This is a genomic window from Brevundimonas sp. AVps5, assembly GCF_058681515.1.
In genome coordinates this window covers 414933-441215 of sequence record NZ_CM178740.1, presented here as the reverse complement: position 1 = coordinate 441215, position 26283 = coordinate 414933, and the positions used below count along the sequence as shown (strand labels likewise).

The following is a 26283-nucleotide window of genomic DNA, read 5'->3' as shown; positions in this document are numbered from 1 at the left end:
ACTTCTCGGGTCAACGATAATGGCCGAAAGGCGACGCTTTCAGGGAACGATGTCACATTCGAGCCACGCGGGGTTTGCGTTTCCGTCGCATTGTCCCTTGCGGCTATACTGGGGCTTCCAAGGGAGGAAATGCGCATGTCGAGATACGCCGCCGGACTGATTTGGGGGCTTGGCGCGGCCGTATGGCTGGGCGGCGGGTTCGTGACCACCGCCGCGGCACAGACGCCGGTTCCGCAGGCGCGGCCCGCGCTGCTGGAATCGCTGATGGCGTGTCGCGAGATCGCCGCGTCCGATGCGCGCCTGGCCTGTTTCGACCGCGCCTCGGCCGCCTTCGAGACCGCGGAACAGCAGGGCGAGGTCACGGTCGTCGATCGCGCCCAGGCCCAGGAGACGCGGACACGGCTGTTCGGCCTCAACCTGGGGACCGCCAACCTGTTCGGCGGACTGAGGCTGGATGCGCCGATCGAGGCGATCGAATCGACCCTGTCTGCGGCGCGGCAGGATCAGAACGGCAAATGGATCTTTACCCTGGCCGACGGTTCGGTCTGGCGTCAGATCGACAGCGAGAGACTGTCGCCCCGTCCGCGCGTCGGACAGGACGTCCGGGTGCGTCAGGGCGCGATCAGCAGCTATCTGCTCAGCGTCGGCGGGGCCCGGTCCGTGCGGGCGCGCCGGGACAGCTGACGAGGGTGCCTAGATCGGCATCCTCATGATTTCCTGATAGGCCGAGATCACCTGGTCGCGGACCGCGATGACGGTCTGCAGCGAGGCCTCGGCGCTGGAAATCGAGGTGACCACGTCGATCATCGAGCCCTGTCCCTGAACCGCCTGGGTCATGTTGGTCTCGGCCGCCCGCGTCTGCTGGGTCATGTCCCCCATGACGTTGGACAGCAGTTGCGAGAACTCCGGACCGCCGCCGGCCGCAGCCGCGCCGGCCGTCGCTCCGCCGGTTCCCTGCGCCTGGGCGTAGGCGCGGGCCGCCATCAACGGGTTGATCGACATCGGTCAGGGCTCTTTTCTGGTGGACCATGATCTGGTCCGAAAACCGCTCACACTTTTCGGGATCATGGTCAGCGCTTGAGGATATCGAGAGTGCGGCTTTCCATAGACCGCGCCGTCTCGATGACGTTCAGATTGGCTTCGTAGGCCCGCTGCGCCTCGCGCATGTCCATGGCCTCGATCAGGGTGTCCACGTTGGGCCGCAGGACATAGCCGTCGCCGTCGGCAGCGGGGTGTGTCGGGTCGTATTCGCGGCGGAAATCACTCTCGTCCGGCCGCACTTCGGCGAGCGAAACCCCCGTCGCGCCGTCGACCTGGCGCGCCTCGAAGACTGGGATCTGGCGGCGATAGGGGTTGCCCCCGGCTGTCGCGGCCGTCGAATCCGCGTTGGCGATGTTTTCGGCGATGATGCGCATGCGGGACTGCTGCGCGGTCAGGGCGGAGGCGGCGACGGCCATGGCGCTGTTGCGCGGCGCGCCGTTGCGGCCGTTGATCGGATCGCTCATCGGGCGTTTCCTTTACGGCTCATCGGCCCGGAACCTTGGCCGCGAGGCCGATCATGGCCATCGACTTGGTGTAGAGGCCGATCGCCGCGTCATAGGCCATGCGGCTCTCGGCCATCTTCAGCATCTGTTCCTCGACCACCACCGCATTGCCATCGAGCGTGGTCTCGGAATCGGGCGAGGCCTCGGAGGTGAAGCGGGCCACGGGCGCGCCGTTAGGCCCGCCGACCGGCATGTGGCCGGACGAGGTCTGGACCATGCGGAGCCCGCCCCCGTCACGCATTGTGGCGGCGAAGTCCGTCGGCGCCTTCAGATCGCGACCGACGTAGCCTGGTGTATCGGAGTTGGCGACGTTCTGGGCGATCAGGCGCTGGCGCTCGTCGAGCCAGGTCATGCGGCCCTTGATCTGGCTCAGAAGGGGGATGTCTGCGACGCCCATCGGGATCGTCCTCATTCGCGATGGGCAGAAAATGCCGCCTGTATGGTTAACGAGGGCTTATCTAAACGCGGCGTTAACCACGTTGGTTAAAGTTCACGGGGTTCTCCGGGGCCCTTCAGAATGAACTTCCTCGATCTCGCCCGCGCCATCTTCGGCCTCGCGTTCACCCTGGGCCTGATCGGCCTTGCCGCCTGGGCCGCGCGTCGCTACGCGCCCCAGTTGATGGCGAGGCTCAACGCCGAGCGCGGCGAGCGCCGGCTGAAGGTCGTTGAGACCCTCGTCCTCGACCCCGCCCGCCGCCTGGTCCTGGTCCGGATCGACGATGAGGAACGACTGCTGCTGCTCGGCGAAGGCCGCGAGTTGATCGAACCGCGAGGCGTCGGGAAATGAGCCGCACCGTCACAGCCCGGCCCCGGCGGGCAAGGGAGAAGTGGTTCGCTGTCCCGACACGCGCAGAGTTCCTGAACGCCCTCAGACTGTCCGCGATCACCACCCTGCTCTGTCTGATGTGGCCGCTCGCCGCCTTCGCCCAGGACGTGGCGGCGGCCGGCGGCGCGGGCTCAGCGATCAATGTCGATCTCGGCACCGGCGCCGGCCTGACCGAACGGGTCGTCCAGCTGGTCGGTCTCATGACCGTCCTGTCGCTGGCACCGTCGATCGTGATCATGACCACCAGCTTCGTGCGCATCATCGTGGTGCTGTCGCTGTTGCGCACGGCGCTGGGCCTGCAGCAGTCGCCGCCGAACGCGGTCCTGGTGTCCCTCGCCCTGTTCCTGAGCGCCATCGTCATGGCTCCGACATGGCAGGACGCCTATGATTCGGGCATCCGCCCCCTGATGGATCAGCAGATGGAGCTGCCTCAGGCCTTCGATCTGGCGTCGGAACCTGTGAAGACTTTCATGCTCGCCCAGGTGGACCAGGGGGACCTCGCCCTGTTCACCCGACTGAGCCGTCTCGAGGCCCCTGTTACCGCCGCCGAACTGCCGCTCCGGGTCATCGTGCCAAGCTTCATGATCTCGGAGTTGAAGAAGGCCTTCGAAATCGGATTTCTCCTTTTCGTTCCGTTTCTTGTGATCGATCTGGTGGTCGCCAGCGTGCTCATGTCGATGGGTATGATGATGTTGCCGCCGGTGGTGATTTCACTCCCGTTCAAACTGATCTTCTTCGTGCTCGTTGACGGCTGGCGACTGGTCGCGGGAAGCCTGGTCGAGAGCTTCCGACAGGCGTCCGGATCGGGCTGAATCCCCACCCTCAAAGGCTTTGCGAGCCATTGGTGCTTGCCAAGTCGCCCAAAAGGCGTGTTGATCCCTCGTCGTCGCCCCGGGAATCGGGGCGAGCTTTTCGGGAAACGACCCACAATGACCACTCAAGCTGAACTCATCGCCGCCGTCGCCAAGGACGCTGGTGTCTCGCAGGCCGACGCCGGTCGCGTGCTGGAAGCCATCGTCAAGAACATCCATTCGTCGCTGACCGGCGGCGGCGATGTCCGCATCTCCAACCTGGGCGTTTTCGACACCGCCGCCCGCGCCGCCCGCGAAGGCCGCAATCCGGCGACGGGCGCGACCATCAAGATCGCCGCCTCCAAGGCCGTGCGATTCCGCGTGTCGAAGCCGCTCAAGGATGCGGTCAACAGCTAGGACTGCAGGGCTTTAGCCCGCTGCGGGAGCCGCGGCGGCTGGAGTAATCGGACGGGCGGGCGTCGCGGCAGCGCGATTCCCGCCCGTTCTTTCTCTGAGCTGGGTCTTCATCTGGTTGACCCAGCCGGTGAAGGTGTCGGCGCCGGCGGTCAGGCCGGTGAAGTCCTGGGCGTTCGCCGCCCCTTCCATTCCGTCCAGACCGTCCAGGGCGATGCGCAAGGCCGCCCCCGACCGGGCCCGTTCCTTGAACGGCTCGAAATTCCGCGACAGCCGCCCGAGGGCGTCCGCGTCGCGCGCCAGCGAATAGCCGACCCCCGCCCGGATCACCCGGCTCTCCTCATCCGGCGTCAGGGCCGTGGCCGTATCCTTGTAGCGATCGCCCAGCCGCGCCTCGTACAGGGCCGCCGCCCCGGCCCAGTTCTCCTGCTTCCAGAAGATGTCAGCCCGAACCTGTTGCGCCTCGGGGCTGCGGTCAGTGTCGAGCGTTTCCAGGGCGTGGTCGTAACGGCCCAGATCCATCAGGGCCCGGGCCTCCAGCGCCCGTCGCTCGGTGTTCAGGGCGGTCGGCAACAGGGTCGAGCGCGACGACCAGATGGCCTGCAGCGCAGGCTCCGGCTGGCGGTCCATCAGCAGGACCGTGGCCAGCGTCGTCGCCACCTGGGCCTTGGCCACGCCCTCCAGCCGGTTGTCGACCTGGTATTTCAGCAGCTCCGCAGCCTGGTCGAGCAGATCGACATCGACCAAACGTCGGGCCAGGCGGCGTACCATTTCGTCCCCGTCGGCGCCGACGGGCGTGAGATCACGGAAATCATAGAACAGGGCCAGGGCCTGAACGGGCTGCAGGCCGTCGGCGGCACCGTCGAGAAACAGGGCGCGGAAGGCGTTCAACAGATCGGTCTGCAGCTCGACCGCCCCCGGCAGGTCGCCCAGCCGCTGGCCGGCACCGCGCAACGTATCCAGCGCCTCCCGATATCGGCCCTGTGAGAGATAGAGGCCGCCCAGGGTGCGGATCACCGACAGTTCGGTCGCGTCGCCGCGCCAGCGCCACTTCAACTGCTCCAGCAGCGCGGCGGCAGCCGTCGACGTCATCGTGCCCTTGGCCAGTTCGATGCGGATCACACCCAGCTTGGCCGGGGTCGCGATCCCGTCGAGCGGCGCGCGACCTATGGCCTTGTAGACCGCCAGGGCGCGGTCGGTGGCGCCTTCCAGCTCGAACAGCCGGGCCTGCACCAGCCGCGCGGTCAGCTGGTCGGCGGCGGGCGCTTCCTGCGAGAAGCTGTAGGCCAGCAGGGCTTTCGACGCATTCAGGTCGCCGGTCTCCAGCGCCGCCATGGCGTGGGCCGCGCCGAACCGGGCGCGCCACACCGGCGGGAAGTCGTCGATGGCTGCCGCCCCGCCCGCAAAAGCTTGCCGCGCCTCTTCCCACTGGCCCTGCTCCGCAGCCAGCCAGCCCTGCCAGACCTTGGTCGAGGGATCCCCGGCAAGAGCGCCGGACGAGAAGTCGAGTGTCGCCTCTTCCAGGCGGCCGATCGACGCGCGCGCGGCACCCCGAAGGCCGCGCAGTTCCGGCTCGCCCTGCAGGGACGGCGTCGCGGCGAACATGGCGTTGACCACGCCGATGGCCTCGAATCCCAGGCCGGATCCGACCAGGAACCGGACCAGCGCCAGCCGAGCCTCGATCGGCGCGCGTGGATTGTCGGACTCGGCGATGGACTCCAGCGCCGCCGCATCCTGCAGCTTGCGATAGCGGGTCGAGAAACCCTCCTCGCCGGCCTCGCCCCATTCGCTCAGGATCAGGGCAGGGAACTCCGCCTTCCTCGGCGCATGCGCCTCCGCCGGCTGGGCCGCTTCCAGGGCCATCGACGGCGGCGACATCGTCAGGCCGCCCGGGCGCGACAGGGTGACCAGATCGCCCTCGGCCTTCACCGACAGGTCGTCGGTCGGCGTCTCGACCGCCAGACCCTGCGCGGTCGGCAACAGGGTCAGGTCGACGGTGCGGCGCGTGTCGGCGAATCCCTTGCCGGGGGCCAGGGCCGTGACGGCGGCGAACCGGTCCCCGACCATCGGATCGGTCAGCCAGACGGTCCGGGTGGCTCCGGCCATGCGCGCAACAAGGGTCGACTCGGCCGTATCGTCGCGATCGACCTCGACGCCGCTCGTGGCCGTCGTCGGGCCGCCGATCGTGACCGTCCAGGTCGCGCCTTCCCCTTTGGCGGACACGGGCAGCCCCTCCGGGGCCGAGATCCGCACGGCGGTATATTCGGGCCCCATGGCCCAGCGCGCCTCGGCCGCGGGACCGAGGTCGCGCGCCTTCGACATATCCATGCGGGCGGCGGTGTCGAACACCACCCAGACGGCGTCACCACGCCGGAAGACGGCCGCCCCCACCGGCGCACCCCAGGCGAACGACAGGCTGACCTGTTCGGCGGTCTTCGTCGCCACGACGGGCACCGCGCCGTTCGCGGGCACGGCGGCACCGGCGGGCGCGGCCGGTGCCGCTCCGGCGGCATAGAGGTTCAGCCACACCGCGCCGTCGGCGCTGCCGGTGCGGGCGTCCGCCCCCTCGGCCAGGGTGATGACCAGTTCGGTGGCGTCCAGCGCGGCGCGGGTCTCGACCTTCTCAACGCCCGGGGGCGGATCGACCTTCAGCCGGCTGACGTCGGGCGCGGCGGTCGAGCCGATGCGGACGACGACGACCTGACCGTCCCGACGCACGCGAGACCGCGAGCCGACAATTCCGGCGAACTCGACCCGGGTGAAGCCGTCATTGGCCCCGACGCGGATTGTGATGGGGTCCAGGGCCGCGCTGGCCTCCTGGGCAAGGGCCGGGACGCCGACCGCCACGATCGGGGCGAGCGCGATCGTCCCCGCGGCGCCGAGCGCCGCCGTGGTTCGTCCTATCGCGGTCCTGGAGCGCGCGCCGGCCATATCCGGCCTTTTTCGCGCGATCGCCCTTTAGGCGCGGTTAACGGGGTGTGACCGAAGGCCCCCTTGCGGCGTTGTGTCAAAGCGCCGACCGCAGCGGCATAAGGAGCGACCATGTCCACCCCCGAAACCCCCGCCTATCCCCGCCTGTCGACCCTTTCGACCGGTCTGCGTTGCCGTTGCCCGCGCTGTGGGCAGGGTCCGCTGCTCAAGGGCTATCTGACCATCCGGCCGTCATGCCCCGCCTGCGGCCTGGACTATGGCTTCGCCGACCCGGCCGACGGCCCGGCCTTCTTCGCCATGTCGGCGATCGGCGTGATCGGGATGATGGCCTTCATGGCCTTCGAGTTCACCGTCCACCCGCCGATCTGGGTCCATTTCGCCTTCACCTTCCCCCTGATCGCGACGGCCTGCCTGCTGGTCCTGCGGCCGTTCAAGGGCTGGATGGTCTCAGAGCAATACGTCCACAAGGCCGCCCCGCCCGAATGGGAAAGCATCGGCGGCCACGGCGAGGGGTCGAAGTGGCGATAGCGGGCTGAAGGGATAGCGACCGATGCCGACCCGGGCAGAACCCGGGCAAGCTATGTCTCAGCGGTCATCCGCCGCCGCCTGGGCGCGCACCTGCATCAGCGCCAGGCGTTGCGCCTCGATCATGGTCCGGTTGGGATCATGTCCTGTGCGCGACAGGGGAATGTAGGTCTTGGCCGGTGCCGAAAGCTCATCAAAATAGGCGCGCGAAATTTCGGGCAGCGTGACCAGATCCTCGTCGCCCTGCAGCAGATAGACGGGCATGGCGAACGTCATGCCGAGCGCCCGCAAGTCTATTCCCGGGCCCATCCCGTCGTTGGCCGGGCCGACAAAGGCAAAGAAGGAATAGTCTTCGCCCGCCGCATAGTCGGCCTCGTAGGCGGGTGTATCGTAGCCCGGTCCGAAGACGAACCAGTCGGCAGGCGGCGCATCGCTGACCGCCGCCTCATAGCGGCGTGAAATCCGGCGCAGAATTCCGAACGCGCGCGGATCGGTCCAGGGTGGAGGACCAAGCGCCTCCAGACGGGTCAAGGCGTCGGTGTCTGCCTCGTCGGTCGCGCGGGCAAGAACGCGCGCATAACCCAACTTCAGCTCGTCCTGATAGTTCACCAGCTGACCCGTTCCGACGTAGGCGTGGAACAGGTCGGGCGCTGCCATGGCCATGTACGTCGCCAGGGCCGAGCCCCATGAACCGCCCATCAGGATGACCTTCCGCTTGCCGAACCGATGGGCCGCATAGCGCGCTACATCGACACCGTCGGCCGTCAGTGCGGCCAGAGTCAGGGGCTCGTCCTCGGTGGGTCTGTTCGCGCCGAAGGTCATGCCCGATCCCCTCTGATCCCAGTGAACGAGGGTGAAATCGCGCTCCCAGTCGCCGAAAATATTATGCGCGAAGGGGGTGTTGGGATTGCCCGGACCGCCGTGCACGATCAGCACGACCGGATTGGCGCAGTCGGCCCCATCGACGACGACCCACTGCTGGATGCCGCCAATCGTGACGAACCCGGCCTCGTGGATTGCCTGACCGGAAGTCTGGCACAGCGGGCTCAACTCGGTCGCCCGGGCGGCACCAACGCCGGCGCCGTTCATGCCGAGGATCAGCCCCGCTGAGATCAGTCCCAGAATTTTCACGACCGCCCCCACGCCAATGCTGCGATCGCGTCATAACCGATGCGTCCGCTCGCGGAACCTGTTTCGTGGGGGTCGACGCTATCAGTCACGTCTGATCGGCCCCCCTGGCGGACCGTACTCTGGGCGGCCGTGATAAAGACTTTGCCGAAGGCGTCAGACCCACCGCCAGGCAGCCACCCTATAGAGATTTGTTTATAAAACACTTTTCTATGGCGCTGGCGACCCCGGAGGGACTCGAACCCCCGACCTCTGCTTTAGGAAAGCCTTGCTCTATCCGGCTGAGCTACGGGGCCACGCGGGCTGTCCCTAGCGGGTTGCCCCACGCTCCGTAAACCCGTGGAGCGCCAGCCGCCGTGTTCTGGCGAAAACTGTTTGTGGTTAATCGGTCCTGGGATACAATATCTTGGGGTGAACAAATCCCGAATCTGGCCGTGTCGCTGATTCGGTCATGATTCGTTTCGCGCCTGTTCCACCCCGTTGTCGTCTGCCGTTAAGCGCCAGCCTGCCTGTGGCGACCATCGCGCGTTGACGACTTAGTTTCGATATGAAACGGTCTCACTCCAGTCGGAGATCGCCATGCCGTCCACGCCGTCCTGTCTGATTATTGGCGCCGGCGACGGCGTCGGATCGGCCATCGCGCGCGCCTTTGCCCGGGAAGGCCTCGCGGTCTGCGTCACCCGCCGCCCACGCCATCTGGAACAACTGGAAACGCTCGCCGCCTCGATCCGCGCCGAGGGCGGTCAGGCCCACGCCTTCGGCGTCGACGCCCGGAACGAGGCCGAAATGGTCGCCCTGGTCGACCGGATCGAGGCCGAGGTCGGACCGCTGCAGGTCGTGATCTTCAACATCGGCGCGAACGTCCGCTTCCCGGTCATCGACACCACGGCCCAGGTCTATTCCAAGGTCTGGGAGATGGCGGCCCTGGCCGGCTTCTTCACCGGGCGGGAGGCAGCGCGCGTCATGGGGCCCCGCGGCAAGGGCACCATCCTGTTCACCGGTGCAACGGCCTCCACCCGCGGCGGCGCGGGCTTCTCCGCCTTCGCCGGTGCCAAGGCCGCCCTGCGCCAGCTGGCCCAGAGCCTCGCCCGCGAGATGGGGCCGCAAGGTATTCACGTCGCCCACATCGTCGTCGACGGCATGATCGACGGGACCTTCGCCCGCTCCATCGCCCCCGACATCCAGAACCTGCTGGACGAGGACGCGATCCTGAAACCCGACGAAATCGCCAGGAACTATGTCTGGCTGCACAATCAGCAACGCAGCGCCTGGACGTTCGAACTGGACCTGCGCCCATGGAAGGAAACCTGGTGACCACAACCATCGACTTCATCTTCGATTTCGCCAGCCTGAACGCCTATCTGGCCGAGCGCGCGCTGCCGGCGCTGGTCGGACGCACGGGCGCGAGGGTCAACGTCATCCCCTGCCTGCTGGGCGGCATCTTCAAGGCGACGAACAACCAGGCACCGTTCACAGCTTTCGGTGGGGTGAAGGGCAAGCTCGACTACGAGATGCTCGAGATCCGCCGCTTCATCGCGACCCACGGCATCACCGATTTCCAGATGAATCCCCACTTCCCGGTCAACAGCCTGCTGGCCATGCGCGGTCTTTGCGCCTGCGAACCCGGCGAGGAGTTCGACCGCTATCTCGACGCCGTCCTGGCGGGCTTCTGGGAGCGCAGCCTGCCGATGGGCGACCCGGCCGTGCTCGCCTCGGTCCTGACCGAGGCCGGCCTCGACGCCGAACGCCTGATCGCCCTGGCCCAGACCGATGCGGTGAAGGCGAAGCTCGCCGAAAACACCGCAGCCGCCGTCGACCGCGGCGCCTTCGGAGCCCCCACCTTCTTCATCGGCGACGAGATGTTCTTCGGCAAGGAACGTCTGGGTCAGATCGAGGCGTTGCTTTCCTAGCCCTCTCCCCTTGCGGGAGAGGGAGCTCGCGCACGGCGGCGATAGCCGGCGTCCTGGCGCGATCGGGTGAGGGGTGACTCCCGGCGTTGGGAGTGAGTCGAACAGCCGCCCACCGTCGAGACGGGAGTCACCCCTCACCCGCCGGCGCAAGGACGATCGCTGCGCTCTCGTGCGCCGCCTCCCTCTCCCGCAAGGGGAGAGGGAAGAACGACTTGAGGAACCCCCACCGAATCGCCACCTTATCCGGACCATGAGCGACCGCCCCACCGGCCTCGCCCCGGCCCGCGTCGTCGCGGTCCTGGGGCCGACCAACACCGGCAAGACCCATCTGGCGGTCGAGCGGATGCTGGGCCACGCCTCAGGCATGATCGGCCTGCCGCTGCGGCTGCTGGCGCGCGAGATCTACGAGCGGATCGTCAAGCTGCGCGGAGCCAATGCCGTCGCCCTGATCACCGGCGAAGAGAAGATCATCCCGCCCCGACCGCATTTCTGGGTCTGCACGGTCGAGGCCATGCCTCTGGAGCGCGAGGTCGAATTCCTGGCCATCGACGAGATCCAGCTGGCGGCCGACCCCGAGCGCGGCCACGTCTTCACCCAGCGGCTGCTGCACGCGCGCGGCCGGTTCGAGACCATGTTCCTCGGCGCCGCCACCATGGCCCCCCTGATGCGCCGGCTGATCCCGGATCTGGAGATCGTCACCCGCGAGCGGCTGTCGAACCTGACGTATGCGGGTTCGAAGAAGCTGACCCGCCTGCCCCGCCGCAGCGCCATCGTCGCCTTCTCGACCGAGCAGGTCTATGCCATCGCCGAACTGATCCGACGCCAGCGCGGCGGCGCGGCCGTGGTCATGGGCTCGCTGTCGCCCCGCACCCGCAATGCCCAGGTCGGTCTGTTCCAGTCGGGCGAGGTCGATTTCCTGGTCGCCACCGATGCCATCGGCATGGGGCTGAACATGGACGTCGACCATGTCGCCTTCGCCGGGATGCGCAAGTTCGACGGCCGTCGCACCCGCTGGCTGCATGCCCACGAGATCGCCCAGATCGCCGGCCGCGCCGGTCGCCACATCCGCGACGGCACCTTCGGGGTGACGGGCGAGGCCGAGGAGCTGGACGAAGATCTGGTCGAGCAGGTGGTCGAGCACCGCTTCGACCCGATCCAGGCCATCGAGTGGCGCAACGCCCGGCTCGACTTCGACACCCTGCCCGACCTGCTGCGTTCGCTGGTCCAGACGCCAAACGTCCACGGCCTGAAACTGACCGGCCAGGCGCTGGACGAGACCCTGCTGCGCCGCGCCGTCCAAGACGACGAGATCAAGAAGATCGGCCGCTCGCGGGGCGCCATCATGCGGCTGTGGGAAGCCTGCCAACTCCCCGACTTCCAGAAGACGACGCTTGACGAACACGCCCGCCTGTCGCGCGACGTCTTCCACGCCCTGACCGGCAAGCGCGGCCGGCTGACCGACGACTGGTTCGCCCCCCGCTTCGCAGAGGTCGACCGCGACGACGGCCAGATCGACCAGCTGTCGGCCCGTCTCGCGGGGGTCCGCACCCTGTCCTATATCGCCAACCGGCCGGACTGGCTTGACGGGAACAAGGGCTGGCGTGACCGCACGCGCGTGCTTGAGGACCGGCTCTCCGACGTTCTGCACGAACGCCTGACCGCCCGCTTCGTGGATCGCAAGACCACCGCCCTGATGCGCTCCCTGCACGACCGCGAGGGTACGATGGCCGAGGTTGCCGACGACGGCGTGGTCACCGTCGATGGAGAGGCCGTGGGTCATCTGGAAGGCGTCCGTTTCGCGGTCGCCTCAGGCGGATCGGCGCTGGCGGATCGCACGCTGAAGACCGCCGCCCTGCGCGCCGTCGGACCAGAGATCGCGCGACGCCTCGGCAAGCTGGCGAGCGACGGCGACGACGCCTTCTCGATCACGCCTGAGGGCGAGGTCCTGTGGTCGGAAGCCCTTGCGGCGAAGATCGTCAGCACCGATCCCTTCAGCCCCAGGGTCCGCCTGATCGGTGAACTCGGCCCGCACGCGGCCCGCGACCGCGCCCAGCGCCGCATCGAGGCCTGGCTGGCGTCCGAAGCCGGCCGAGCGCTGCGCGATCTCCGGCGCCTGAAACAGGCGGTCGAGTCGGGCGCGCTGAAGGGCCTCCCGCGCGGCATCGCCTTCCGCCTGCTGGAGGCCGGGGGCGTCATCGACCGCCGTGACGTCGAGCGCGACCTCGCCGCCCTTAGCCAGGTCGAGCGCCGCACGATCAAGACCTTCGCCATCCGCGTCGGGACCCATTCCGTCTGGCTGCCCGGCGCGCTCAAGCCGCGTGGCCGCCTCCTGTCCCAGGCCTTCGCCGCCGCCGAACCCTTCCACGCCGGGGCCGGGGGCCTGACCCTCCTGCCCCTCCCCGCGCCGTCGCCCCGCGCCCTCTCGGCCTTCGGCGTCCGCGCCGCGGGACGCTGGGCTGTGCCGGTCGAGGATCTCGAACGCGCCGCCGACCTGCGCCGGGAGAACAAGGGCACCCTTTCCGACGAGGCCCTTAAATCCCTCGGCTGGACCGCCGGCGACGCCAGGGCGATCTGGACCGCCCTCAAGACCGTCCGGGCCCTGATGCCCGACCGTGAGGGCGAGCCCGTCGCCGTGATCAAGGACTCGCCCTTCGCCAAACTGGCCGAACTGACGGCACCACCCCAACCCGCCCGTCGCAAACGGCCCCGGAGAAAAAAGGCGGCGTCGTGAGCCTGGCTCGAGCCCGTCGCGATTGCCGCCCTGGCAGTATCGGCGAGGGCGTTGGCGGCGTCTGCGGTCGAAGTCGCTTGAATTTGGCGGTCGGCCGTTCCTGCAATGAGAGCCTTGGCCCTGATTTTTCAGGCCCTGCATTGACTGCCGTTCGCCGCCCATGAGCGACGACAGAGTCCGCGTGGACATCTGGCTGTGGCGCGCGCGGTTCGTGAAGTCGCGCGGTCTGGCCGCCGATCTGGTCGAGCGGGGCGCTGTTCGGCTGACCCACAACGGAAAACAGGTCCGGCTCGACAAGCCCGGCCGCTTCGTCCACCCCGGCGACACCCTGACCTTCGCCCTAGAGGGTCGCGTCACGGCCGTGCGGATCGAGGCGCTGGGCGAACGACGCGGGCCTCCGGCGGAGGCCCGCGCCCTCTATGTCGATCTGGCCGAAGACGAGAGTTCTCCTGCAAGCCCGGATTAGCGGCGGTCTGTTGACAGCGGACCCTCGCAGGGCCATTTCCCGGGCCTTCCCCGCCCTTCGCAGATGCCGATTATCGCCCGCCCATGACCTACATCGTCACCGACGCCTGCGTGAAATGTAAGTTCATGGACTGCATCGAGGTCTGCCCTGTGGACTGCTTCTACGAGGGCGAGAACTTCCTCGTCATCGCGCCGGACGAATGCATCGACTGCGGCGTCTGTGAGCCCGAATGTCCCGTCGACGCCATCAAGCCGGACACCGAGGACGAGCCGGACGGCAAATGGCTTCAGATCAACGCCGAATTCGCCAAGGCCTGGCCCAACATCACGGTCAAGGGCACGCCGCCTGCGGACAAGGAGCAGTACGAACGGGAGACCGGCAAGTTCGAGAAGTATTTTTCTCCGAACCCGGGCAAGGGCTCCTGACTTCCAGCCGCGCTTCGGGTCAGGAATAGCGACGGTTTGCCAGCCGACGCACGCGACGTTTTGAAATTGCCTCGTTTTGTGATATGTTCCTTCACATTGGGTCGGGCGGTATGCGTTTCATGCGCGCCGCCCGCGTTTGCGACAGAACCTCGTCCATGAAGACGGGGTCGGCCAGAGGTTGGGTGATCCGTTTCCACGATTGACGACTGCATCATTCCGATCGGCGACCCCCGTCGTCGGTCCGGGAGCAATTGTCCGTCGCGCCTTCGATACCCTGTCCCTGCGTCCGGGAAAGGAATGACATGACCATCAAGAGCGTTCTGGAATTCAAGGTTGGCGATGCAGTCGTCTATCCGGCGCATGGCGTCGGCAAGGTCGCGGCGGTCGAGACCCAGGAAGTCGCGGGCATGTCGCTGGAGGTCTATGTCGTGACCTTCGATCACGAGAAGATGACCCTGCGCGTCCCGACCAAGAAGGCCAAGACGGCCGGTCTGCGGTCGCTGGCTTCCGATGACGTGGTCACCAAGGCCCTGACGACGCTGAAGGGCCGCGCCCGCATCAAGCGCACCATGTGGAGCCGCCGCGCCCAGGAGTACGAAGCGAAGATCAACTCCGGCGACCTGGTCTCGATTGCCGAAGTGGTCCGCGACCTGCACCGCGCCGACTCGCAGCCTGAACAGTCCTATTCGGAGCGTCAGCTCTATGAATCGGCGCTCGACCGGATGGCCCGCGAAGTCGCCGCCGCCAACCGCATCGACAAGGACGCCGCCGTCCAGCTGCTGTCGAAGTCGCTGAGTGCCAAGAAGGCCGTCATCGCCGCCGCCGAAGCCGCCGAGGCCGAGGACGAGGCTGAAGCCGCGTAATCCTTCGCGGATCGACGAATTCAAAAGGCCCGGTGGAAACACCGGGCCTTTTTTCCTGGTCAGAAGTATTCAGCCCCCGCCGGACAGACGGCCGCCACCCGGCGGGCGGTGATCGAGGCCGGCAGATAGGGCGTGCCGCGCGCCAGCTGGGCGCCGCCGGTAAAGCGGAAGCTCTCCTGCTGATAGGATCCGCCCAGACGCACGTTCACGCGACGGCCGCGAGGATCGGTGCAGGTCCCTTCGAACCGCGCCGTGCCACCGCCGACGACGCGGGTCGGATAGACGCACTGCCAGCGGCGCGTCGACAGGCCTCCGAAGAAGCGGTTGATCTCCGACGGGCGAACGCATTTCGTCTCGGTCGAGCGGATACCCACGGCGCTGGTGGTGTACTCCCAGTACCCGGGCAGGACCTCGGTCGCTGCCGCCTGGGCATGCAGCGCGGACGAAGGCGCGGCCAGCAGGACCGCCCCGGCCAAAGCAGGCGCAGCAACGGCGACGGTGCGCATCAGGAAGGAAGGCAGGGTCATCGTGGATCTCATCCTCGGGACAGTCCGGTTAGCTCAAGCATTGAAACGCGGCGATTGAACGACGGATGAACGCCCGAAGACCAGGACTCGGCTGCGGAGTCCAATCTGGCCGTCAAAGCCTTGACGGCGCGGGATCGGTTCCTCTATACGGCCCCCTCTCGCGCGGGGGTCCATCCTCGCGCGCATTTGTTTCATGCGTCTTCCACGGTTCGGAACGGCGCCCCCTCAAGGATCAAACGATGTCGCGTCGTTGCGAACTCACCGGCGTCGGGCCGATGGTCGGCCACTCGGTCAGCCACTCGAACATCAAGACCAAGCGCCGCTTCCTGCCGTCGCTGAAGAAGGTCAAGCTGGCTTCGGAAGCCCTGGGCCAGTCCTACTCGCTGCGTATCTCGAACGCCGCACTGCGCACCCTCGACTTCAAGGGCGGCCTGGACCCCTTCATCGTCAAGGCCAAGGATGAACAGCTGTCGGTTACGGCCCAGCGCATCAAGCGTCAGATCAAGGCCAAGCTGGCTGAACAAGCCGCGGCCTGAGTCCTGACGGACCACGAACTCTGAACGAGGCCGGTGGAAACGCCGGCCTTTTTCTTTGCCTGTTGCCCCGTGTCACCCGTTCGGTAGGCTGCCCTCCGAACTCACCGGGGCCTTTCATGATCAAGTTCGCCTGCGCCACATCCGTGCTCGTCCTCCTCGCGGCCCCGCCGGCCATGGCCCAGGACGCCCCGGCTCGCCAACCCACGGCCTTCACCCTGGAAACCGACAATCCGCGCACACCGGAGCAGGAGGCCGTCCGCTTCGACAAGGCCGACCTGTCGATCAAGGTGCTGCCCGCAGACAGGGCGATCGAAGGCGTCGCCGTACTGGACTTCACCGTCATGGCCCCAATCCGGCGTCTGGCCGTCGAACTGGACACCCTGTTCACGATCTCGGAGGTCCGGCTGGACGGCGCGGTCGTGCCCGCCGGTCGCTGGTCCAACCCCGAAGGCCGCCTCACCGTCGAGGTCCCGGCGGGTCTGGCCGAAGGCGCCACCCCGACCCTGACCATCGCTTACGCCGGCCAGCCGCGCGTCGCGCCGCGCGCGCCCTGGAACGGCGGCTGGGTCTGGGCCACCGCGCCGACCGGCGAGGCCTGGGTGGGGTCGGCGGTCCAGTTGAACGGCTGTGACCTGGTCTGGCCGTGCATCGACAATTCCAACGCCGAGCCGGGCCAGCTGGATATGCACGTCACGACCCCGGGCAATGTCTCGGCCCCGGGACCGGGCGTGTTCAAGGGCATGACCGAGAATGCCGACGGCACGAAGACCTGGAGCTGGAGCATCGTCCACCCCAACATCTACGCGGGGATGATCAACGTCGGCCCCTATGAAGAGGTGACGGCGAACTACGCCAGCCGGTTCGGCAACACGATCCCGATGCACTACTGGCATCTGCGGTCCGACGACCCGGCCAAGGTCCAGCGGCTGTTCGCCGAGTTCGCGCCCATGCTCGACTTCTTCGAATCGACGATCGGCCCATACCCGTTCGCCGACTCCAAGATGGGGGTGGTCGAGACCCCGTACCTCGGCATGGAGCACCAGACGATCAACGCCTATGGCAACGGCTACAAGATCGAGACGCGCGGCTATGACACCCTTCTGCAGCACGAGTTTTCGCACGAGTGGTTCGCCAACCAGCTGACCAACCGCAACGCCGACGACATGTGGCTGCACGAAGGACTGGGCAGCTATATGCAGCCCCTCTACGCCCGATATCTGCACGGCGACCGATTCATGCAGTCCGAGCTGCAGCGCCAGCGCGAGGGTCTGGTCAACGCCTTCCCGGTCGTCTCCCAGACCAACCGCACGGTCAACCAGGTCTACGGCGGCTCTGAGGGCCCTGGCGGCGACATCTATTCCAAGGGCTCGCTGATCGCCCACACCCTGCGGATGACGATCGGCGACGACGACTTCTACGAGGTGATCCGCCGGCTGGTGTACGGCCGCCCCGATCCGCGCCCGGGCAACTTCGTTCCGCAGATCAGTTCGACGCGCGAGATGAACGCCATCGTCAACCAGGTGACGGGCCGGAACTACGACTGGTTCTTCCAGACCTATCTGTATGAGGCAGGCCTGCCTGTGCTGTCGCAGGCCCGCGAAGGCGATCAGCTGACCCTGACCTGGACCACCGACGGCGGCGGAGACTTCCCCATGCCGGTGGAGATCGAGATCGACGGCCGGTCGCAGACGGTGGCCATTCCTGACGGCAGCACGACCATCACCGTCCCGGTCGGCGCGACCGTGCTGATCGATCCGCAGAACAGGCTGCTGCGCCAGCTCGACGTGGTCGACGACTGGCAGGCCTACAACCGCATCGAACGCGAGCGGGCCGCCGCCGAACGCCTCGCCCGCTCCGCCAGCTGAGGCCCACATGCGCACTGCCCTGACAGCCGCCGCCGCCGCGGCATCCCTGCTGGCGAGTCCCGCCCTCGCCCAGGACGCGGCGCCGCGACAGTCCACCGCCTTCACCCTGATGACGGATCAGCCGCGCACGCCGGAGCAGGAGGCCGTGCGCATCGATCTCGTCGATCTGGCGATCAAGGTCATCCCGGACGACAAGGCGATCGACGCGACGGCGACCCTGACCCTCACCGCCACGGCGCCGGCCGCCCGGTTGGTGATCGAACTGGATACCGTGTTTGAGGTCTCGGCCGTGACCGTGGACGGACAGGCCGTGAGCGGCTGGTCCAATCCCGAAGGACGGATGACCGTTCCCCTGGCCCGGCCGTTGGCGGCGGGCCAGTCCGCGACACTGCGCATAGCCTATTCTGGCCATCCCCGGGTGGCACCCCGCGCACCCTGGTCCGGCGGGTTCGTCTGGTCCGCAGCACCCGGCGGCGAGCCGTGGATCGCCACGGCGGTCCAGGGCGAGGGCTGCGACCTGTTCTGGCCCTGTATCGACAGCCCCCTGGCCGAGCCCGGCCGGGTCGACCTGCACATCACCGTGCCCACCGGCCTGTCGGCGCCGTCGAACGGTCGTTTCCTGGGAACGCAGGATCACGGCGACGGCTGGACCACCTGGAACTGGTCGGCGGCCCAACCTAATACCTACGCGATCGCCCTGAACATCGGCCCCTATACCGAGCTGAAGACCGACTACCAAAGCCGGTTCGGCAACAGCTTCCCGATGTCCTTCTGGCATCTGAACTCCGACGACCCGGCCCGGGCCGCCGCCCTGTTCGCCGAGTTCCCGCAACAGATGGACTTCTACGAAGCAACCGTCGGCCCCTTCCCCTTCGGCGATGAGAAGATGGGCGTCGTCGAGACCCCGCACCTGGGCATGGAGCATCAGACCATCAACGCCTACGGCAACAGCTATCGGCTGGACGGCAAAGGTTACGACTGGCTGCTGCAGCACGAGCTGGCCCACGAGTGGTTCGGCAACCAGTTGACCAATTCGAATGCCGACGACATGTGGCTGCACGAAGGGCTGGGCTCCTACATGCAGCCCCTTTACGGCGCGTGGCTGCACGGCGATCGCTATATGCAGACCGAATTGGCCGAGCAGCGCCAGGGCCTGATCAACCGCTTCCCGGTGGTCTCGGGCGAACTGAAGACCGAGGGTGAAGTCTATGATGGCGCCGTCGGTCCGGGCAACGACATCTATTCCAAGGGCTCGCTGATCGCCCATTCGCTGCGGATGCTGATCGGCGACGAGGCCTTCTTCCGCGCCGTCACCACCCTGGTCTACGGCCGCCCCGATCCGCGCCCCGGCAATTTCGAGCCCATCTACCGCTCCACGCCGGACTTCCTGCGCGTCGTCAACGACATCACCGGCAAGGACTACAACTGGTTCTTCCGGGGCTATCTCTATCAGGCGTCGTTGCCGGTCCTGAACGAGGCGCGCGAGGGCGAGACCCTCAACCTGTCATGGACGACCGGCGACGGCGCGGCCTTCCCGATGCCGGTGGAGGTGTCGGTGGACGGCCAGGTCCAGACCGTGGCCATGACCAGCGGCCGGGGCTCGGTCCGCGTCCCGGCCGGGGCTCACATCGTGATCGATCCGCACAACAAGGTCCTGCGCCGGCTCGACTTCGTCGAGGCCTATCAGGCGCGCAGAAGGTCTGATCGCGCCTCGACGGAGTAGGCCCCGACAGCCTCGGCTGTGATTGACTGGCGCACCATCCGACAGGTCCCCTGGGTCGACAGGAAGGCGATGTCGGCAGCATCGCGGCCACAGGCGATCCGCACCAGCCCCTCGATCGGTGCCAGTCCGGTCGGATCGACCAGCCACCAGCCGTTCGACAGCCAGATCTCGAAGATGGCGTGGAAGTCCGGCGGGCTCAGCTGATGCGCATAGGCGCTGACCGCCCGCGCCGGAATGCCCGAGGCCCTGCACAGGGTGATGCCCATGTGGGTGAAGTCGCGGCAGACGCCCGCCCGGTCAATGAAGGTCCGGGCCGCCGTCGTCTCGGAGTCCGACACGCCCCGCTCATAGTCGATGTTTGCGGTGATCCAGTTGAGGATCGCCAGCACCCGCTCGCCGCCGGTCGTCTCGCCGAACTGCCGCTCCACGAACCGGCCGAACTGATCCGAAGGGCAATAGCGGCTGGGCCACAGATAGGTCAGCACCTCGGCCGGCAGGTCGTTCCAGTCGTGCTGGGTCACCCCCGGCGGCAGGCCCAGCAGCGAACCGTTGTCGACCACCGCCTCATAGGTCAGGGCGACTTCCCCGCCCAGGCGCGCGCGCAGCGTCCGGGCGCCGAACTCGGCGTCCTCGTCCTCGTGCAGATCCTGCGGCGGGGTAACCGTCAGCCGCTCTTCCAGGATGTCCTGACCCGGCCAGTGCGCGACCTGAATCTTGTAGATCGCGTCGGTCGGGGGATCGAAGCGATAGACGAGCTCGGCGCGGACGCGGATTTTCATGGACGGCCTGGTGTGAGGGGCGAGCCGTCAACGCCGCGCATGGGCGGCCGTTCCGGATCGGGACAGGTCCTCTAGCAGGTCAGGCAGCGCAGGATAGTGGCAGGCGCTACGGTTCCAGTTCGATGTCCCAGTAGAGGTAGTCGAGCCAGCTCTGGTGCAGGTAGTGGGGCGGGAACCGTCGGCCCGCGTCCTGGAGCTGGAAGGCGTTGGGCCGGTTGGGCGCGCGCCGGATCGGCATGTGGGCCTGCTGCGGCGTCCGCCCGCCCTTCTTCAGGTTACAGGGCGAACAGGCAGCGACGATGTTTTCCCACGTCGTGCGCCCGCCCCGGCTACGCGGAATGACATGGTCGAAGGTCAGTTCGGCCGTGTCTCCGCAATACTGGCAGGTGAAGCCGTCGCGCAGGAAGACGTTGAAACGGGTGAAGGCCGGGCTGCGGTTCTGGTCGACATAGCTCTTCAGCGCGATCACGCTGGGGATCTGCATCTCCATCGACGGACTGCGCACGACCCTGTCGTAGACGGACACGACGTCCACGCGATCCTGATAGACCGCCTTCACCGCCTCTTCCCACGGCCAGAGCGACAGCGGGTAATAGGACAACGGGCGGAAATCGGCGTTCAGCACAAGGGCCGGAAAGCCGGAAGGCGGCTTGTGAAGGACCTGCATCAGACCCTCCCGCTCACGCCGGAAATCGAGGAAATCGGACTGAAGACGTCTCTCCTTCTCTCTAGTGGGGTCAGCCTATCCGCGATTCGTGCGCACCGCCATGACGGGCTTGCAGCGGTTTCATGACTAAGGCCTGATCCGGAAGAGTGTGACGCGGTTTTCCGGTCGGATCAGGCCTCAATATCAAGCGGGGCCTTGATTCACGGCATCAGCGAGATCGCAGAGCGATCTCTCCTCAGCCGATCAAGGCCTAGCCTTTCCGGATCAACCCCCCGGGGAAGGCCGGCAGGCTCCAGCCCCAGGCCAGGGCGCCGGCTCTCAACGCGAAACCCGCCGGTGCCGCGATCAGGGCGGCGGGCCATTGGCCCACCCCCAACTCCCGCGCCACGACATAGAGGGTCGCCGCGAGCAGGGCCGCCGAGATGGTGATTTCACGCCGCAGCAGGATCGACGGCTGGCCTGCCAGAATGTCGCGCACGATGCCGCCGAAACAGGCCGTCAGCGCGCCCATGACGATGCAGATCAGAGGCGGCACGCCGAACGCCTCGGCCTTGGCCGCACCGAGCACGCCGTAGGCTCCGAGCCCGATCGCATCGAGCCACAACAGTGCCCGGAAGCGCCAGGCCCCTGCCCCGACCAGCCACACCGCCAGGGCCGCAGCGAGGCAGACGGCGATGTAGCGCCAGTCCTGCACCCAGAACACCGGCGCATCGATCAGCAGGTCCCGCAGGGTCCCGCCGCCCACGCCGGTGATGGCGCCGAAGAAGGCGAAGGTGACGAGGTCGTGCTTCTCCCGCGCCGCCGCCAGCGCTCCGGTCGCGGCGAACACCGCAACGCCCGCGAAGTCGAGCGCGCCCAGCACCGTCTCCGGGTGGGCGAGCGCGGGGCTCAGAAGGGCGGGATCGACCAGGGCACTCACGGACTTCTTTGTTTCCCTACCGTCTCGCGCGCGGCGCTCGCCTGCTTGGGGGGCTAATCTAGCACGATCTGCCCCGTCTTCACCCCGCCGTACCAGGCCCAGAGCAGATGGGAGGCCAGGCCCCGGTGCGGCCGCCACATCTCGGCCCGGGCATAGGCGGCCTTCGTATCGGGCCGTTGCTCAAGCCGGTCGGCCCACTTGATCGCCTCCTGCAGCGCGATGTCGCCGCCCGGGAAGACATCCAGCCGCCCGTCGCAGATCAGCAGATAGGCCTCAGCGGTCCACGGCCCGACGCCCTTCAGCGCCACCAGGGCCGCGATCGCCGCCTCGTCGTCGAGCGTCGACATGTGTTCCAGATCGACCGTCCCATCCAGCTGGGCCCGCGCGATGCCCTGGCCATAGGTCGCCTTCTGACGCGACAGGCCCATGCCGCGCAGGCTGTCGAGGTCCTGAGCCAGCAGGGTCTCCGGCGTGATCTCCCCCAGCCCCGCCTGAAGCCGCGCCCAGACCGAGGCCGCCGAGGCAAGCGACACCTGCTGATCCACGATCATCCGGAACAGGCCGGGAAACCCCCGGTCCCCGACCCGCCAGTCGAACGCCGGCGTCTGGGCATGGGCCCGGGCCAGAGCCGGGTCGATACGGACCAGTTCTTCGCGCGCGACGGCCAGTTGTTCGGGTGTCAGAGGCATTCCGGTCCAGTCGACAAACGGCGGCCCGAACCCTAGCGTCCGACCATGCTCAGTCTGGACGATCTCCTGGCCCCGATCACCCCCGAGGTGTTCCACGCGGACTATGACGACCGGAAACCGCTGCACATTCCGGCCGCGCCGGGAACGCCGAAACAGGCCCTGCTGGATTGGGAACGCTTCAACGCCCTGCTGGACCAGACCTCGATCTGGACGGCCCACAGCCTGAAGATCCTCTACAACGGCCAGCGAGTCCCGCCGCCCCGGTATTGTCACGACGCCGCGACCGGCTCGGGCGTGGCGAGCCGACCCTCCCCCGCCAAGGTGAAGGTCCTGCTGGCCCAGGGTGCCAGTCTCGTGCTGGACGAGGTGCAGGACCTGGTCCCGTCGATTCGCGTCCTGACCCCGGAGCTGGGTCGGGCCTTCGCCGGCCAGGTCAGCGCCAACCTCTATTGCTCGTTCGGCGGGGTGCAGGCCTTCGGCACCCATTTCGACCTGCACCACGTCTTCGCCGTCCAGTGCGAGGGCGAGAAGGTCTGGACCCTCTACGCCAACCGCGCCGACGCCCCGACCACCTTCCCGATCGACTCGGAGGAGACGCGCGCGGCCCTGGCGGCGAATCGGGGACCGGTCATGACCCAGGTGCGGATGCGGCCCGGCGACGTCCTGTATCTGCCGCGCGGCTGGTATCACGACGCGCTCGCGACCGAGGGCGCGTCACTCCATGTCACGTTTTCGATCACTCCCGCCGACGGCCGGACGGTGTTCCAGGTCCTGAAGCGGCTGACGGAGGATGACGCCACATTCCGTCACTTCCTGCGGCCCGCCGGCGGCCCCATCCTGAAAGCCCAGCTCGCTGACATGGGCCGTCGCCTGTCCACCCTTGCTGCCAGCGACCTCTTCGCCGACGAGATCGCCATGGCCCAGGAACGACTGGTCCCGCGCGAGCCCGGATACGCCCTGCCGAACCCTCCGTCCCTGACGCACTATCAGCGCGGCCATGGACCGGTGCCCGTCGTCACGGGCCCGGTGGCGGTGGCTCTCGACTGGGCCATGGACCAGCCGCGTCTGGCGCTGGAGGATCTGATCGCCCAGTTCGACTTCGTGCCCGAGGCGGACCTCCGCGCCATGATCGACGCGGCTGTCAGGACGGGCGCCCTGGTCCGGATCTGAGCCGGCCATCGCCGCCCGACACTCGGGTCCAATCGACAAACGACGGCTCGGACCCTAGCGTCCGCGCCATACTCCCTGGCGAACCCGTGATGCGCGATTTCGAACAGCTTCTCAGCCCCGTCCCCGTCGACGCCTTCTTCGAGGGCGCGCGCACTCGTCCCATGCACATTCCCGCGGGCGACGACGCGGGCAAGCGATCGATCCTTGACTGGGCGACCTTCAACGGCCTGTTGTCCCAAACCTCGATCTGGACGGCCGCGACGCTGCGCCTGGTGCGTGACGGCGAGACCGTTCCTGCCGAGCATTACTGCAGTCAGGCCGACACCCAGGCCGGAAAGGTGATGCGGCCCTCCCCCGCCAAGGTCGAGGTTGAGCTGGCCGGCGGTGCCAGTCTGATCGCCAACGACGTGCAGCGCCTGACCCCGGCGATCGCCGGGCTGTGCGATGCGCTCGGCCAGACTTTCGCCGGCCTGGTCGCGGCAAACGCCTACTGTTCCTTCGGCGGCGTCCAGGCCTTCCGCACCCATTACGACCTGCACGACGTCTTCGCGATCCAGACCGAGGGCGAAAAGGTCTGGCGTCTTTATGCCAATCGCGCTGACGATCCGGTCGAGGCCCCGCCTCACGCCGATCCGCGCGCCTTCTTCGAGGCAACACGCGGTCCCCTGATGCAGGAGGTCAGGATGCGGCCGGGCGACGTCCTCTATCTGCCGCGCGGCTGGTACCACGACGCCTTGGCCACCGAAGGCGCGTCGCTTCACCTGACCCTGTCGGTCACGCCTCTCTACGGCCGGATACTGTTCTCGCTTCTGGAGCAGGCGGCGATGCAGGATCCGGCTTTCCGGGCCTGGTTGCCACCCGCCGGCGCCGATGGCGGCGCGGCCCTGTCCGGCCAGCTTACGCATCTGATGAAACGGCTGACCGACATCGCCCTGTCGCCCTTCTTCAGGGACGAGATCGCCATGGCCCAGGCGCGCCTGACTCCGCGCCCCGCGACCTACGCCCTGCCTGAGCGCAAGATGCTGACCGCGTTCCGGCCGACAGGACTGATGGGTCCCCGGTTCCAGGGGCCCGCCGCTGTGGCCATGAGCTGGGCGCTCTCACAGGATCAGTTCCTGCTCGAGGACATGATCGCCCAGTTCGACTTCGTGCCACAGGCGGACCTCCGTGAGGCCGTCGCCCTGGCCGAGGCGACCGGGTCGATCAAACGTCTCTGAGCGGATGACCTTCGTCACTCGTTTTGCGCCGTCGCCGACAGGCCTGCTCCATCGCGGCCACGCCTTCTCCGCCCTGACGGCCTGGACGGCGACGCGGGAGACGGGCGGGCGTTTCCTGCTGCGGATCGAGGACACCGACTTCACCCGTTGCCGCCCGGAGCATGAGGAGGCGATCCTCGACGACCTGACCTGGTTGGGTCTCGACTGGGAGAGCCCGGTCCGCCGCCAGTCCGAACACCGGCCCGACTATGACGCCGCCCTCGACACCTTGCGAGCCATGGGCGTCCTCTATCGCTGCTTCCGGACGCGCAAGGCGCTGATGGCCCTCGCCGGAATGGCGCCTCATGGCGACGACCCGACCGACGCCCGGGCCTTCGCAGGCGGCCCCCTGTCCGTCGACGAAGAAGCCGAAAAGCTCGCCTCCGGCCAACCCTTCGCCTGGCGGCTGTCGCTCTCAGCGGCGCGCGACCGTCTCGGCGACTTCCATCGGCTGACCTGGGTCGAACAGACCGCCGAACCGGGCATCAGGACCGCCATGCCCGAGGCGCTCGGCGACATGGTCCTTGGCCGCAAGGACATCGGCGCCGGCTATGTCATCGCCTCGGTCATCGACGATGCGCTGCAGGGCGTGACCCATGTCATCCGGGGCGAGGACCTGATCGACACCACGTCTATCCAACGGGTGCTGCAGGCCCTGCTGGACCTGCCCACGCCGGTCTATCGGCACCACCGGCTGCTGCTGGGACCGGACGGCAAACGCTATGCCAAGCGCGACGGGGCGGTGACGCTGAAGGCCTTGCGAGAAACGGGGGTGACGGCTGGCGAGCTAAGGGCGGAAGTGGGCTTCTGAGGATTGCCCGGGCCCCTCGAGTGCGCGCCCGTGTCTGAAAGACGACCCGGCTCAATGTCCAGCACAGGCGGTCAGCGGACCGCGCTATCGGAGCATGTCAGGGCGGGAAGAAGCGTCTGAAGCGAGGCCCCGGACGTCCAGAGCGCGGCTTGCCAGCCTCTTTCACGCGCGGCCTGTACATTCCGTTCGCTGTCATCGACGAAGGCAATAGTCGAACCGCGCAGTCCGACCCTCTTTTCGACGGCTGCATAGAACGCTTGAGACGGTTTCGATGCGCCCAGGTTCGCGGCGTAGTGCATGTCGTCGAAATGATCTCGGAGGCCGAGATCATTCCAGAGGTACGCCGCACGTTCGTGCTCCTGCACCGTCGCCAGGTGCAACGCGACGCCCGTCGTGCGTACCGCCGCCAGCTGCGTCAGCAAGCTCGCGTCAAGTTCGGCGTCGCCCTGGAACCAGTAGCGGATAAACGTCTCGCAACTGACTTGCGGCGCGATCTCTGCCAGGACCAAGGCCAACCTCTCGCGAAGTCCGGCGCGGCCATGGACGACATCCGCCCAGTGGACCTGGAAGAAGCGGGACTGAAGCGTGGCGGCAGGGATCCCGAGATCCCGTTCTATATCGGCTGACCAACCCAGAGGATTGGCGGGGCGAACAACGACGCCATCGACATCCACCATCAAGATCGCAGGTTTCATGGACAATCCTGTCCCCGGGGCCACATGGCCAACCTCACATCACGCGCCATAGGCCGCAATGGGTCGCCGGCGATCTTTGGCAGAACTGCGGA

At 67.4% G+C, this 26283-nt stretch carries 28 protein-coding genes and 1 tRNA gene; 17 read left to right on the top strand and 12 right to left on the bottom strand.

Going from position 1 to position 26283, the window contains the following annotated elements; genetic code table 11:
- The first annotated feature begins 135 nt into the window (after positions 1-135).
- On the top strand, positions 136-684 hold the full coding sequence (locus ACW18A_RS02215) for a hypothetical protein (RefSeq protein WP_492023189.1): 549 nt from the start codon (positions 136-138) through the stop codon (positions 682-684).
- A gap of 9 nt (positions 685-693) precedes the next feature.
- On the opposite strand, the gene fliE is transcribed toward ACW18A_RS02215, so the two are convergent.
- The 3 genes from fliE to ACW18A_RS02200 form a co-directional block, all read right to left on the bottom strand.
- Positions 694-996: a flagellar hook-basal body complex protein FliE gene (gene fliE / locus ACW18A_RS02210; RefSeq protein ID WP_428152682.1), complete on the bottom strand. Its 303-nt coding sequence runs from the start codon at positions 994-996 to the stop codon at positions 694-696.
- Between the two features lie 74 nt (positions 997-1070).
- The gene (gene flgC / locus ACW18A_RS02205) at positions 1071-1505 is read right to left on the bottom strand and encodes a flagellar basal body rod protein FlgC (RefSeq protein WP_492023188.1); all 435 of its coding nucleotides are present in this window, start codon (positions 1503-1505) and stop codon (positions 1071-1073) included.
- Positions 1506-1524: 19 nt separating this feature from the next.
- Positions 1525-1941 carry a flagellar basal body rod protein FlgB gene (locus ACW18A_RS02200; RefSeq protein WP_492023187.1) on the bottom strand — a complete coding sequence of 139 codons (417 nt, stop codon included), beginning with the start codon at positions 1939-1941 and terminating at the stop codon, positions 1525-1527.
- Positions 1942-2061: 120 nt separating this feature from the next.
- Between ACW18A_RS02200 and ACW18A_RS02195 the strand changes: the two genes are divergently transcribed.
- The 3 genes from ACW18A_RS02195 to ACW18A_RS02185 all read left to right on the top strand — a co-directional run bounded on the left by ACW18A_RS02195 (position 2062) and on the right by ACW18A_RS02185 (position 3578).
- Positions 2062-2331 (top strand): flagellar biosynthetic protein FliO, encoded by a 270-nt coding sequence (locus ACW18A_RS02195; RefSeq protein ID WP_492023186.1) that lies wholly within the window; start codon positions 2062-2064, stop codon positions 2329-2331.
- A complete protein-coding gene (gene fliP / locus ACW18A_RS02190) occupies positions 2328-3182 on the top strand; it encodes a flagellar type III secretion system pore protein FliP (RefSeq protein WP_492023185.1) in 855 nt (284 codons plus the stop codon). The genes ACW18A_RS02195 and fliP overlap by 4 nt, the downstream gene beginning before the upstream one ends.
- Before the next feature lie 117 nt (positions 3183-3299).
- Positions 3300-3578: an HU family DNA-binding protein gene (locus ACW18A_RS02185; RefSeq protein WP_303695120.1), complete on the top strand. Its 279-nt coding sequence runs from the start codon at positions 3300-3302 to the stop codon at positions 3576-3578.
- 12 nt (positions 3579-3590) lie between these two features.
- On the opposite strand, the gene ACW18A_RS02180 is transcribed toward ACW18A_RS02185, so the two are convergent.
- Positions 3591-6506 (bottom strand): tetratricopeptide repeat protein, encoded by a 2916-nt coding sequence (locus ACW18A_RS02180; protein WP_492023184.1) that lies wholly within the window; start codon positions 6504-6506, stop codon positions 3591-3593.
- Between the two features lie 111 nt (positions 6507-6617).
- Between ACW18A_RS02180 and ACW18A_RS02175 the strand changes: the two genes are divergently transcribed.
- On the top strand, positions 6618-7034 hold the full coding sequence (locus ACW18A_RS02175) for a DUF983 domain-containing protein (RefSeq protein WP_492023183.1): 417 nt from the start codon (positions 6618-6620) through the stop codon (positions 7032-7034).
- A gap of 57 nt (positions 7035-7091) precedes the next feature.
- Here ACW18A_RS02175 and ACW18A_RS02170 read toward each other — a convergent pair whose 3' ends face one another.
- Both ACW18A_RS02170 and ACW18A_RS02165 read right to left on the bottom strand, forming a co-directional pair.
- Positions 7092-8162 (bottom strand): alpha/beta fold hydrolase, encoded by a 1071-nt coding sequence (locus ACW18A_RS02170; protein ID WP_492023182.1) that lies wholly within the window; start codon positions 8160-8162, stop codon positions 7092-7094.
- Between the two features lie 216 nt (positions 8163-8378).
- Positions 8379-8455: transfer RNA gene (locus ACW18A_RS02165), tRNA-Arg, on the bottom strand.
- Between the two features lie 283 nt (positions 8456-8738).
- Here ACW18A_RS02165 and ACW18A_RS02160 point away from each other — a divergent pair.
- The 6 genes from ACW18A_RS02160 (at position 8739) to ACW18A_RS02135 (ending at position 14554) form a co-directional block, all read left to right on the top strand.
- Positions 8739-9473 carry an SDR family NAD(P)-dependent oxidoreductase gene (locus tag ACW18A_RS02160; RefSeq protein WP_492023181.1) on the top strand — a complete coding sequence of 245 codons (735 nt, stop codon included), beginning with the start codon at positions 8739-8741 and terminating at the stop codon, positions 9471-9473.
- A complete protein-coding gene (locus ACW18A_RS02155; protein ID WP_492023180.1) occupies positions 9470-10069 on the top strand; it encodes a 2-hydroxychromene-2-carboxylate isomerase in 600 nt (199 codons plus the stop codon). The genes ACW18A_RS02160 and ACW18A_RS02155 overlap by 4 nt, the downstream gene beginning before the upstream one ends.
- Before the next feature lie 250 nt (positions 10070-10319).
- On the top strand, positions 10320-12800 hold the full coding sequence (locus ACW18A_RS02150; RefSeq protein WP_492023179.1) for a helicase-related protein: 2481 nt from the start codon (positions 10320-10322) through the stop codon (positions 12798-12800).
- A 160-nt stretch (positions 12801-12960) separates the two neighbouring features.
- A complete protein-coding gene (locus tag ACW18A_RS02145; RefSeq protein WP_492023178.1) occupies positions 12961-13266 on the top strand; it encodes an RNA-binding S4 domain-containing protein in 306 nt (101 codons plus the stop codon).
- A gap of 83 nt (positions 13267-13349) precedes the next feature.
- Positions 13350-13691, top strand: coding sequence for a ferredoxin FdxA (fdxA, locus tag ACW18A_RS02140; protein ID WP_492023177.1), 342 nt, complete (start codon positions 13350-13352; stop codon positions 13689-13691).
- Positions 13692-13993: 302 nt separating this feature from the next.
- On the top strand, positions 13994-14554 hold the full coding sequence (locus ACW18A_RS02135) for a CarD family transcriptional regulator (RefSeq protein WP_492023176.1): 561 nt from the start codon (positions 13994-13996) through the stop codon (positions 14552-14554).
- Positions 14555-14613: 59 nt separating this feature from the next.
- Here ACW18A_RS02135 and ACW18A_RS02130 read toward each other — a convergent pair whose 3' ends face one another.
- A complete protein-coding gene (locus ACW18A_RS02130; RefSeq protein WP_492023175.1) occupies positions 14614-15081 on the bottom strand; it encodes a DUF3617 domain-containing protein in 468 nt (155 codons plus the stop codon).
- Positions 15082-15320: 239 nt separating this feature from the next.
- On the opposite strand from ACW18A_RS02130, the gene rpmB reads away from it, so the two are divergent.
- The 3 genes from rpmB to ACW18A_RS02115 all read left to right on the top strand — a co-directional run bounded on the left by rpmB (position 15321) and on the right by ACW18A_RS02115 (position 19205).
- A complete protein-coding gene (gene rpmB / locus ACW18A_RS02125) occupies positions 15321-15617 on the top strand; it encodes a 50S ribosomal protein L28 (protein WP_298162364.1) in 297 nt (98 codons plus the stop codon).
- Between the two features lie 116 nt (positions 15618-15733).
- Entirely contained in the window at positions 15734-17482 is a 1749-nt protein-coding gene (locus ACW18A_RS02120; RefSeq protein WP_492023174.1) for a M1 family metallopeptidase, read from the top strand.
- 7 nt (positions 17483-17489) lie between these two features.
- A complete protein-coding gene (locus tag ACW18A_RS02115) occupies positions 17490-19205 on the top strand; it encodes a M1 family metallopeptidase (RefSeq protein WP_492023173.1) in 1716 nt (571 codons plus the stop codon).
- On the opposite strand, the gene ACW18A_RS02110 is transcribed toward ACW18A_RS02115, so the two are convergent.
- The 4 genes from ACW18A_RS02110 to ACW18A_RS02095 all read right to left on the bottom strand — a co-directional run bounded on the left by ACW18A_RS02110 (position 19166) and on the right by ACW18A_RS02095 (position 22259).
- Positions 19166-19984 (bottom strand): transglutaminase-like domain-containing protein, encoded by an 819-nt coding sequence (locus ACW18A_RS02110; protein WP_492023172.1) that lies wholly within the window; start codon positions 19982-19984, stop codon positions 19166-19168. The two genes, ACW18A_RS02115 and ACW18A_RS02110, sit on opposite strands and share 40 nt — an antisense overlap.
- Positions 19985-20090: 106 nt before the next feature.
- Complete coding sequence (locus ACW18A_RS02105) at positions 20091-20651, bottom strand: HNH endonuclease (RefSeq protein ID WP_492023171.1); 561 nt, start codon at positions 20649-20651, stop codon at positions 20091-20093.
- Between the two features lie 250 nt (positions 20652-20901).
- On the bottom strand, positions 20902-21570 hold the full coding sequence (locus tag ACW18A_RS02100) for a trimeric intracellular cation channel family protein (protein WP_492023170.1): 669 nt from the start codon (positions 21568-21570) through the stop codon (positions 20902-20904).
- 53 nt (positions 21571-21623) lie between these two features.
- A complete protein-coding gene (locus tag ACW18A_RS02095) occupies positions 21624-22259 on the bottom strand; it encodes a DNA-3-methyladenine glycosylase family protein (protein ID WP_492023169.1) in 636 nt (211 codons plus the stop codon).
- Between the two features lie 45 nt (positions 22260-22304).
- On the opposite strand from ACW18A_RS02095, the gene ACW18A_RS02090 reads away from it, so the two are divergent.
- The 3 genes from ACW18A_RS02090 (at position 22305) to gluQRS (ending at position 25496) form a co-directional block, all read left to right on the top strand.
- Positions 22305-23429 (top strand): JmjC domain-containing protein, encoded by a 1125-nt coding sequence (locus ACW18A_RS02090; protein WP_492023168.1) that lies wholly within the window; start codon positions 22305-22307, stop codon positions 23427-23429.
- Between the two features lie 89 nt (positions 23430-23518).
- On the top strand, positions 23519-24646 hold the full coding sequence (locus ACW18A_RS02085) for a JmjC domain-containing protein (protein WP_492023167.1): 1128 nt from the start codon (positions 23519-23521) through the stop codon (positions 24644-24646).
- Between the two features lie 4 nt (positions 24647-24650).
- Positions 24651-25496 carry a tRNA glutamyl-Q(34) synthetase GluQRS gene (gluQRS, locus tag ACW18A_RS02080; RefSeq protein WP_492023166.1) on the top strand — a complete coding sequence of 282 codons (846 nt, stop codon included), beginning with the start codon at positions 24651-24653 and terminating at the stop codon, positions 25494-25496.
- A 71-nt stretch (positions 25497-25567) separates the two neighbouring features.
- Here gluQRS and ACW18A_RS02075 read toward each other — a convergent pair whose 3' ends face one another.
- Positions 25568-26191: an HAD family hydrolase gene (locus ACW18A_RS02075; protein WP_492023165.1), complete on the bottom strand. Its 624-nt coding sequence runs from the start codon at positions 26189-26191 to the stop codon at positions 25568-25570.
- Positions 26192-26283 lie beyond the last annotated feature (92 nt).

What these genes read in the sequence shown, in the direction of transcription:
- ACW18A_RS02090 (WP_492023168.1), top strand. Translation starts at nt 22,305, where the DNA reads ATGCTCAGTCTGGACGATCTCCTGGCCCCGATCACCCCCGAGGTGTTC.
- flgC (WP_492023188.1), bottom strand. Translation starts at nt 1,505, where the DNA reads ATGAGCGATCCGATCAACGGCCGCAACGGCGCGCCGCGCAACAGCGCC.
- ACW18A_RS02095 (WP_492023169.1), bottom strand. Translation starts at nt 22,259, where the DNA reads ATGCCTCTGACACCCGAACAACTGGCCGTCGCGCGCGAAGAACTGGTC.
- ACW18A_RS02185 (WP_303695120.1), top strand. Translation starts at nt 3,300, where the DNA reads ATGACCACTCAAGCTGAACTCATCGCCGCCGTCGCCAAGGACGCTGGT.
- ACW18A_RS02175 (WP_492023183.1), top strand. Translation starts at nt 6,618, where the DNA reads ATGTCCACCCCCGAAACCCCCGCCTATCCCCGCCTGTCGACCCTTTCG.
- ACW18A_RS02160 (WP_492023181.1), top strand. Translation starts at nt 8,739, where the DNA reads ATGCCGTCCACGCCGTCCTGTCTGATTATTGGCGCCGGCGACGGCGTC.
- ACW18A_RS02135 (WP_492023176.1), top strand. Translation starts at nt 13,994, where the DNA reads ATGACCATCAAGAGCGTTCTGGAATTCAAGGTTGGCGATGCAGTCGTC.
- ACW18A_RS02180 (WP_492023184.1), bottom strand. Translation starts at nt 6,506, where the DNA reads ATGGCCGGCGCGCGCTCCAGGACCGCGATAGGACGAACCACGGCGGCG.
- ACW18A_RS02215 (WP_492023189.1), top strand. Translation starts at nt 136, where the DNA reads ATGTCGAGATACGCCGCCGGACTGATTTGGGGGCTTGGCGCGGCCGTA.
- ACW18A_RS02115 (WP_492023173.1), top strand. Translation starts at nt 17,490, where the DNA reads ATGCGCACTGCCCTGACAGCCGCCGCCGCCGCGGCATCCCTGCTGGCG.
- ACW18A_RS02130 (WP_492023175.1), bottom strand. Translation starts at nt 15,081, where the DNA reads ATGACCCTGCCTTCCTTCCTGATGCGCACCGTCGCCGTTGCTGCGCCT.
- gluQRS (WP_492023166.1), top strand. Translation starts at nt 24,651, where the DNA reads ATGACCTTCGTCACTCGTTTTGCGCCGTCGCCGACAGGCCTGCTCCAT.
- ACW18A_RS02085 (WP_492023167.1), top strand. Translation starts at nt 23,519, where the DNA reads ATGCGCGATTTCGAACAGCTTCTCAGCCCCGTCCCCGTCGACGCCTTC.
- ACW18A_RS02145 (WP_492023178.1), top strand. Translation starts at nt 12,961, where the DNA reads ATGAGCGACGACAGAGTCCGCGTGGACATCTGGCTGTGGCGCGCGCGG.
- ACW18A_RS02195 (WP_492023186.1), top strand. Translation starts at nt 2,062, where the DNA reads ATGAACTTCCTCGATCTCGCCCGCGCCATCTTCGGCCTCGCGTTCACC.
- ACW18A_RS02075 (WP_492023165.1), bottom strand. Translation starts at nt 26,191, where the DNA reads ATGAAACCTGCGATCTTGATGGTGGATGTCGATGGCGTCGTTGTTCGC.
- ACW18A_RS02150 (WP_492023179.1), top strand. Translation starts at nt 10,320, where the DNA reads ATGAGCGACCGCCCCACCGGCCTCGCCCCGGCCCGCGTCGTCGCGGTC.
- ACW18A_RS02105 (WP_492023171.1), bottom strand. Translation starts at nt 20,651, where the DNA reads ATGCAGGTCCTTCACAAGCCGCCTTCCGGCTTTCCGGCCCTTGTGCTG.
- ACW18A_RS02200 (WP_492023187.1), bottom strand. Translation starts at nt 1,941, where the DNA reads ATGGGCGTCGCAGACATCCCCCTTCTGAGCCAGATCAAGGGCCGCATG.
- ACW18A_RS02110 (WP_492023172.1), bottom strand. Translation starts at nt 19,984, where the DNA reads ATGAAAATCCGCGTCCGCGCCGAGCTCGTCTATCGCTTCGATCCCCCG.
- rpmB (WP_298162364.1), top strand. Translation starts at nt 15,321, where the DNA reads ATGTCGCGTCGTTGCGAACTCACCGGCGTCGGGCCGATGGTCGGCCAC.
- fdxA (WP_492023177.1), top strand. Translation starts at nt 13,350, where the DNA reads ATGACCTACATCGTCACCGACGCCTGCGTGAAATGTAAGTTCATGGAC.
- fliP (WP_492023185.1), top strand. Translation starts at nt 2,328, where the DNA reads ATGAGCCGCACCGTCACAGCCCGGCCCCGGCGGGCAAGGGAGAAGTGG.
- ACW18A_RS02120 (WP_492023174.1), top strand. Translation starts at nt 15,734, where the DNA reads ATGATCAAGTTCGCCTGCGCCACATCCGTGCTCGTCCTCCTCGCGGCC.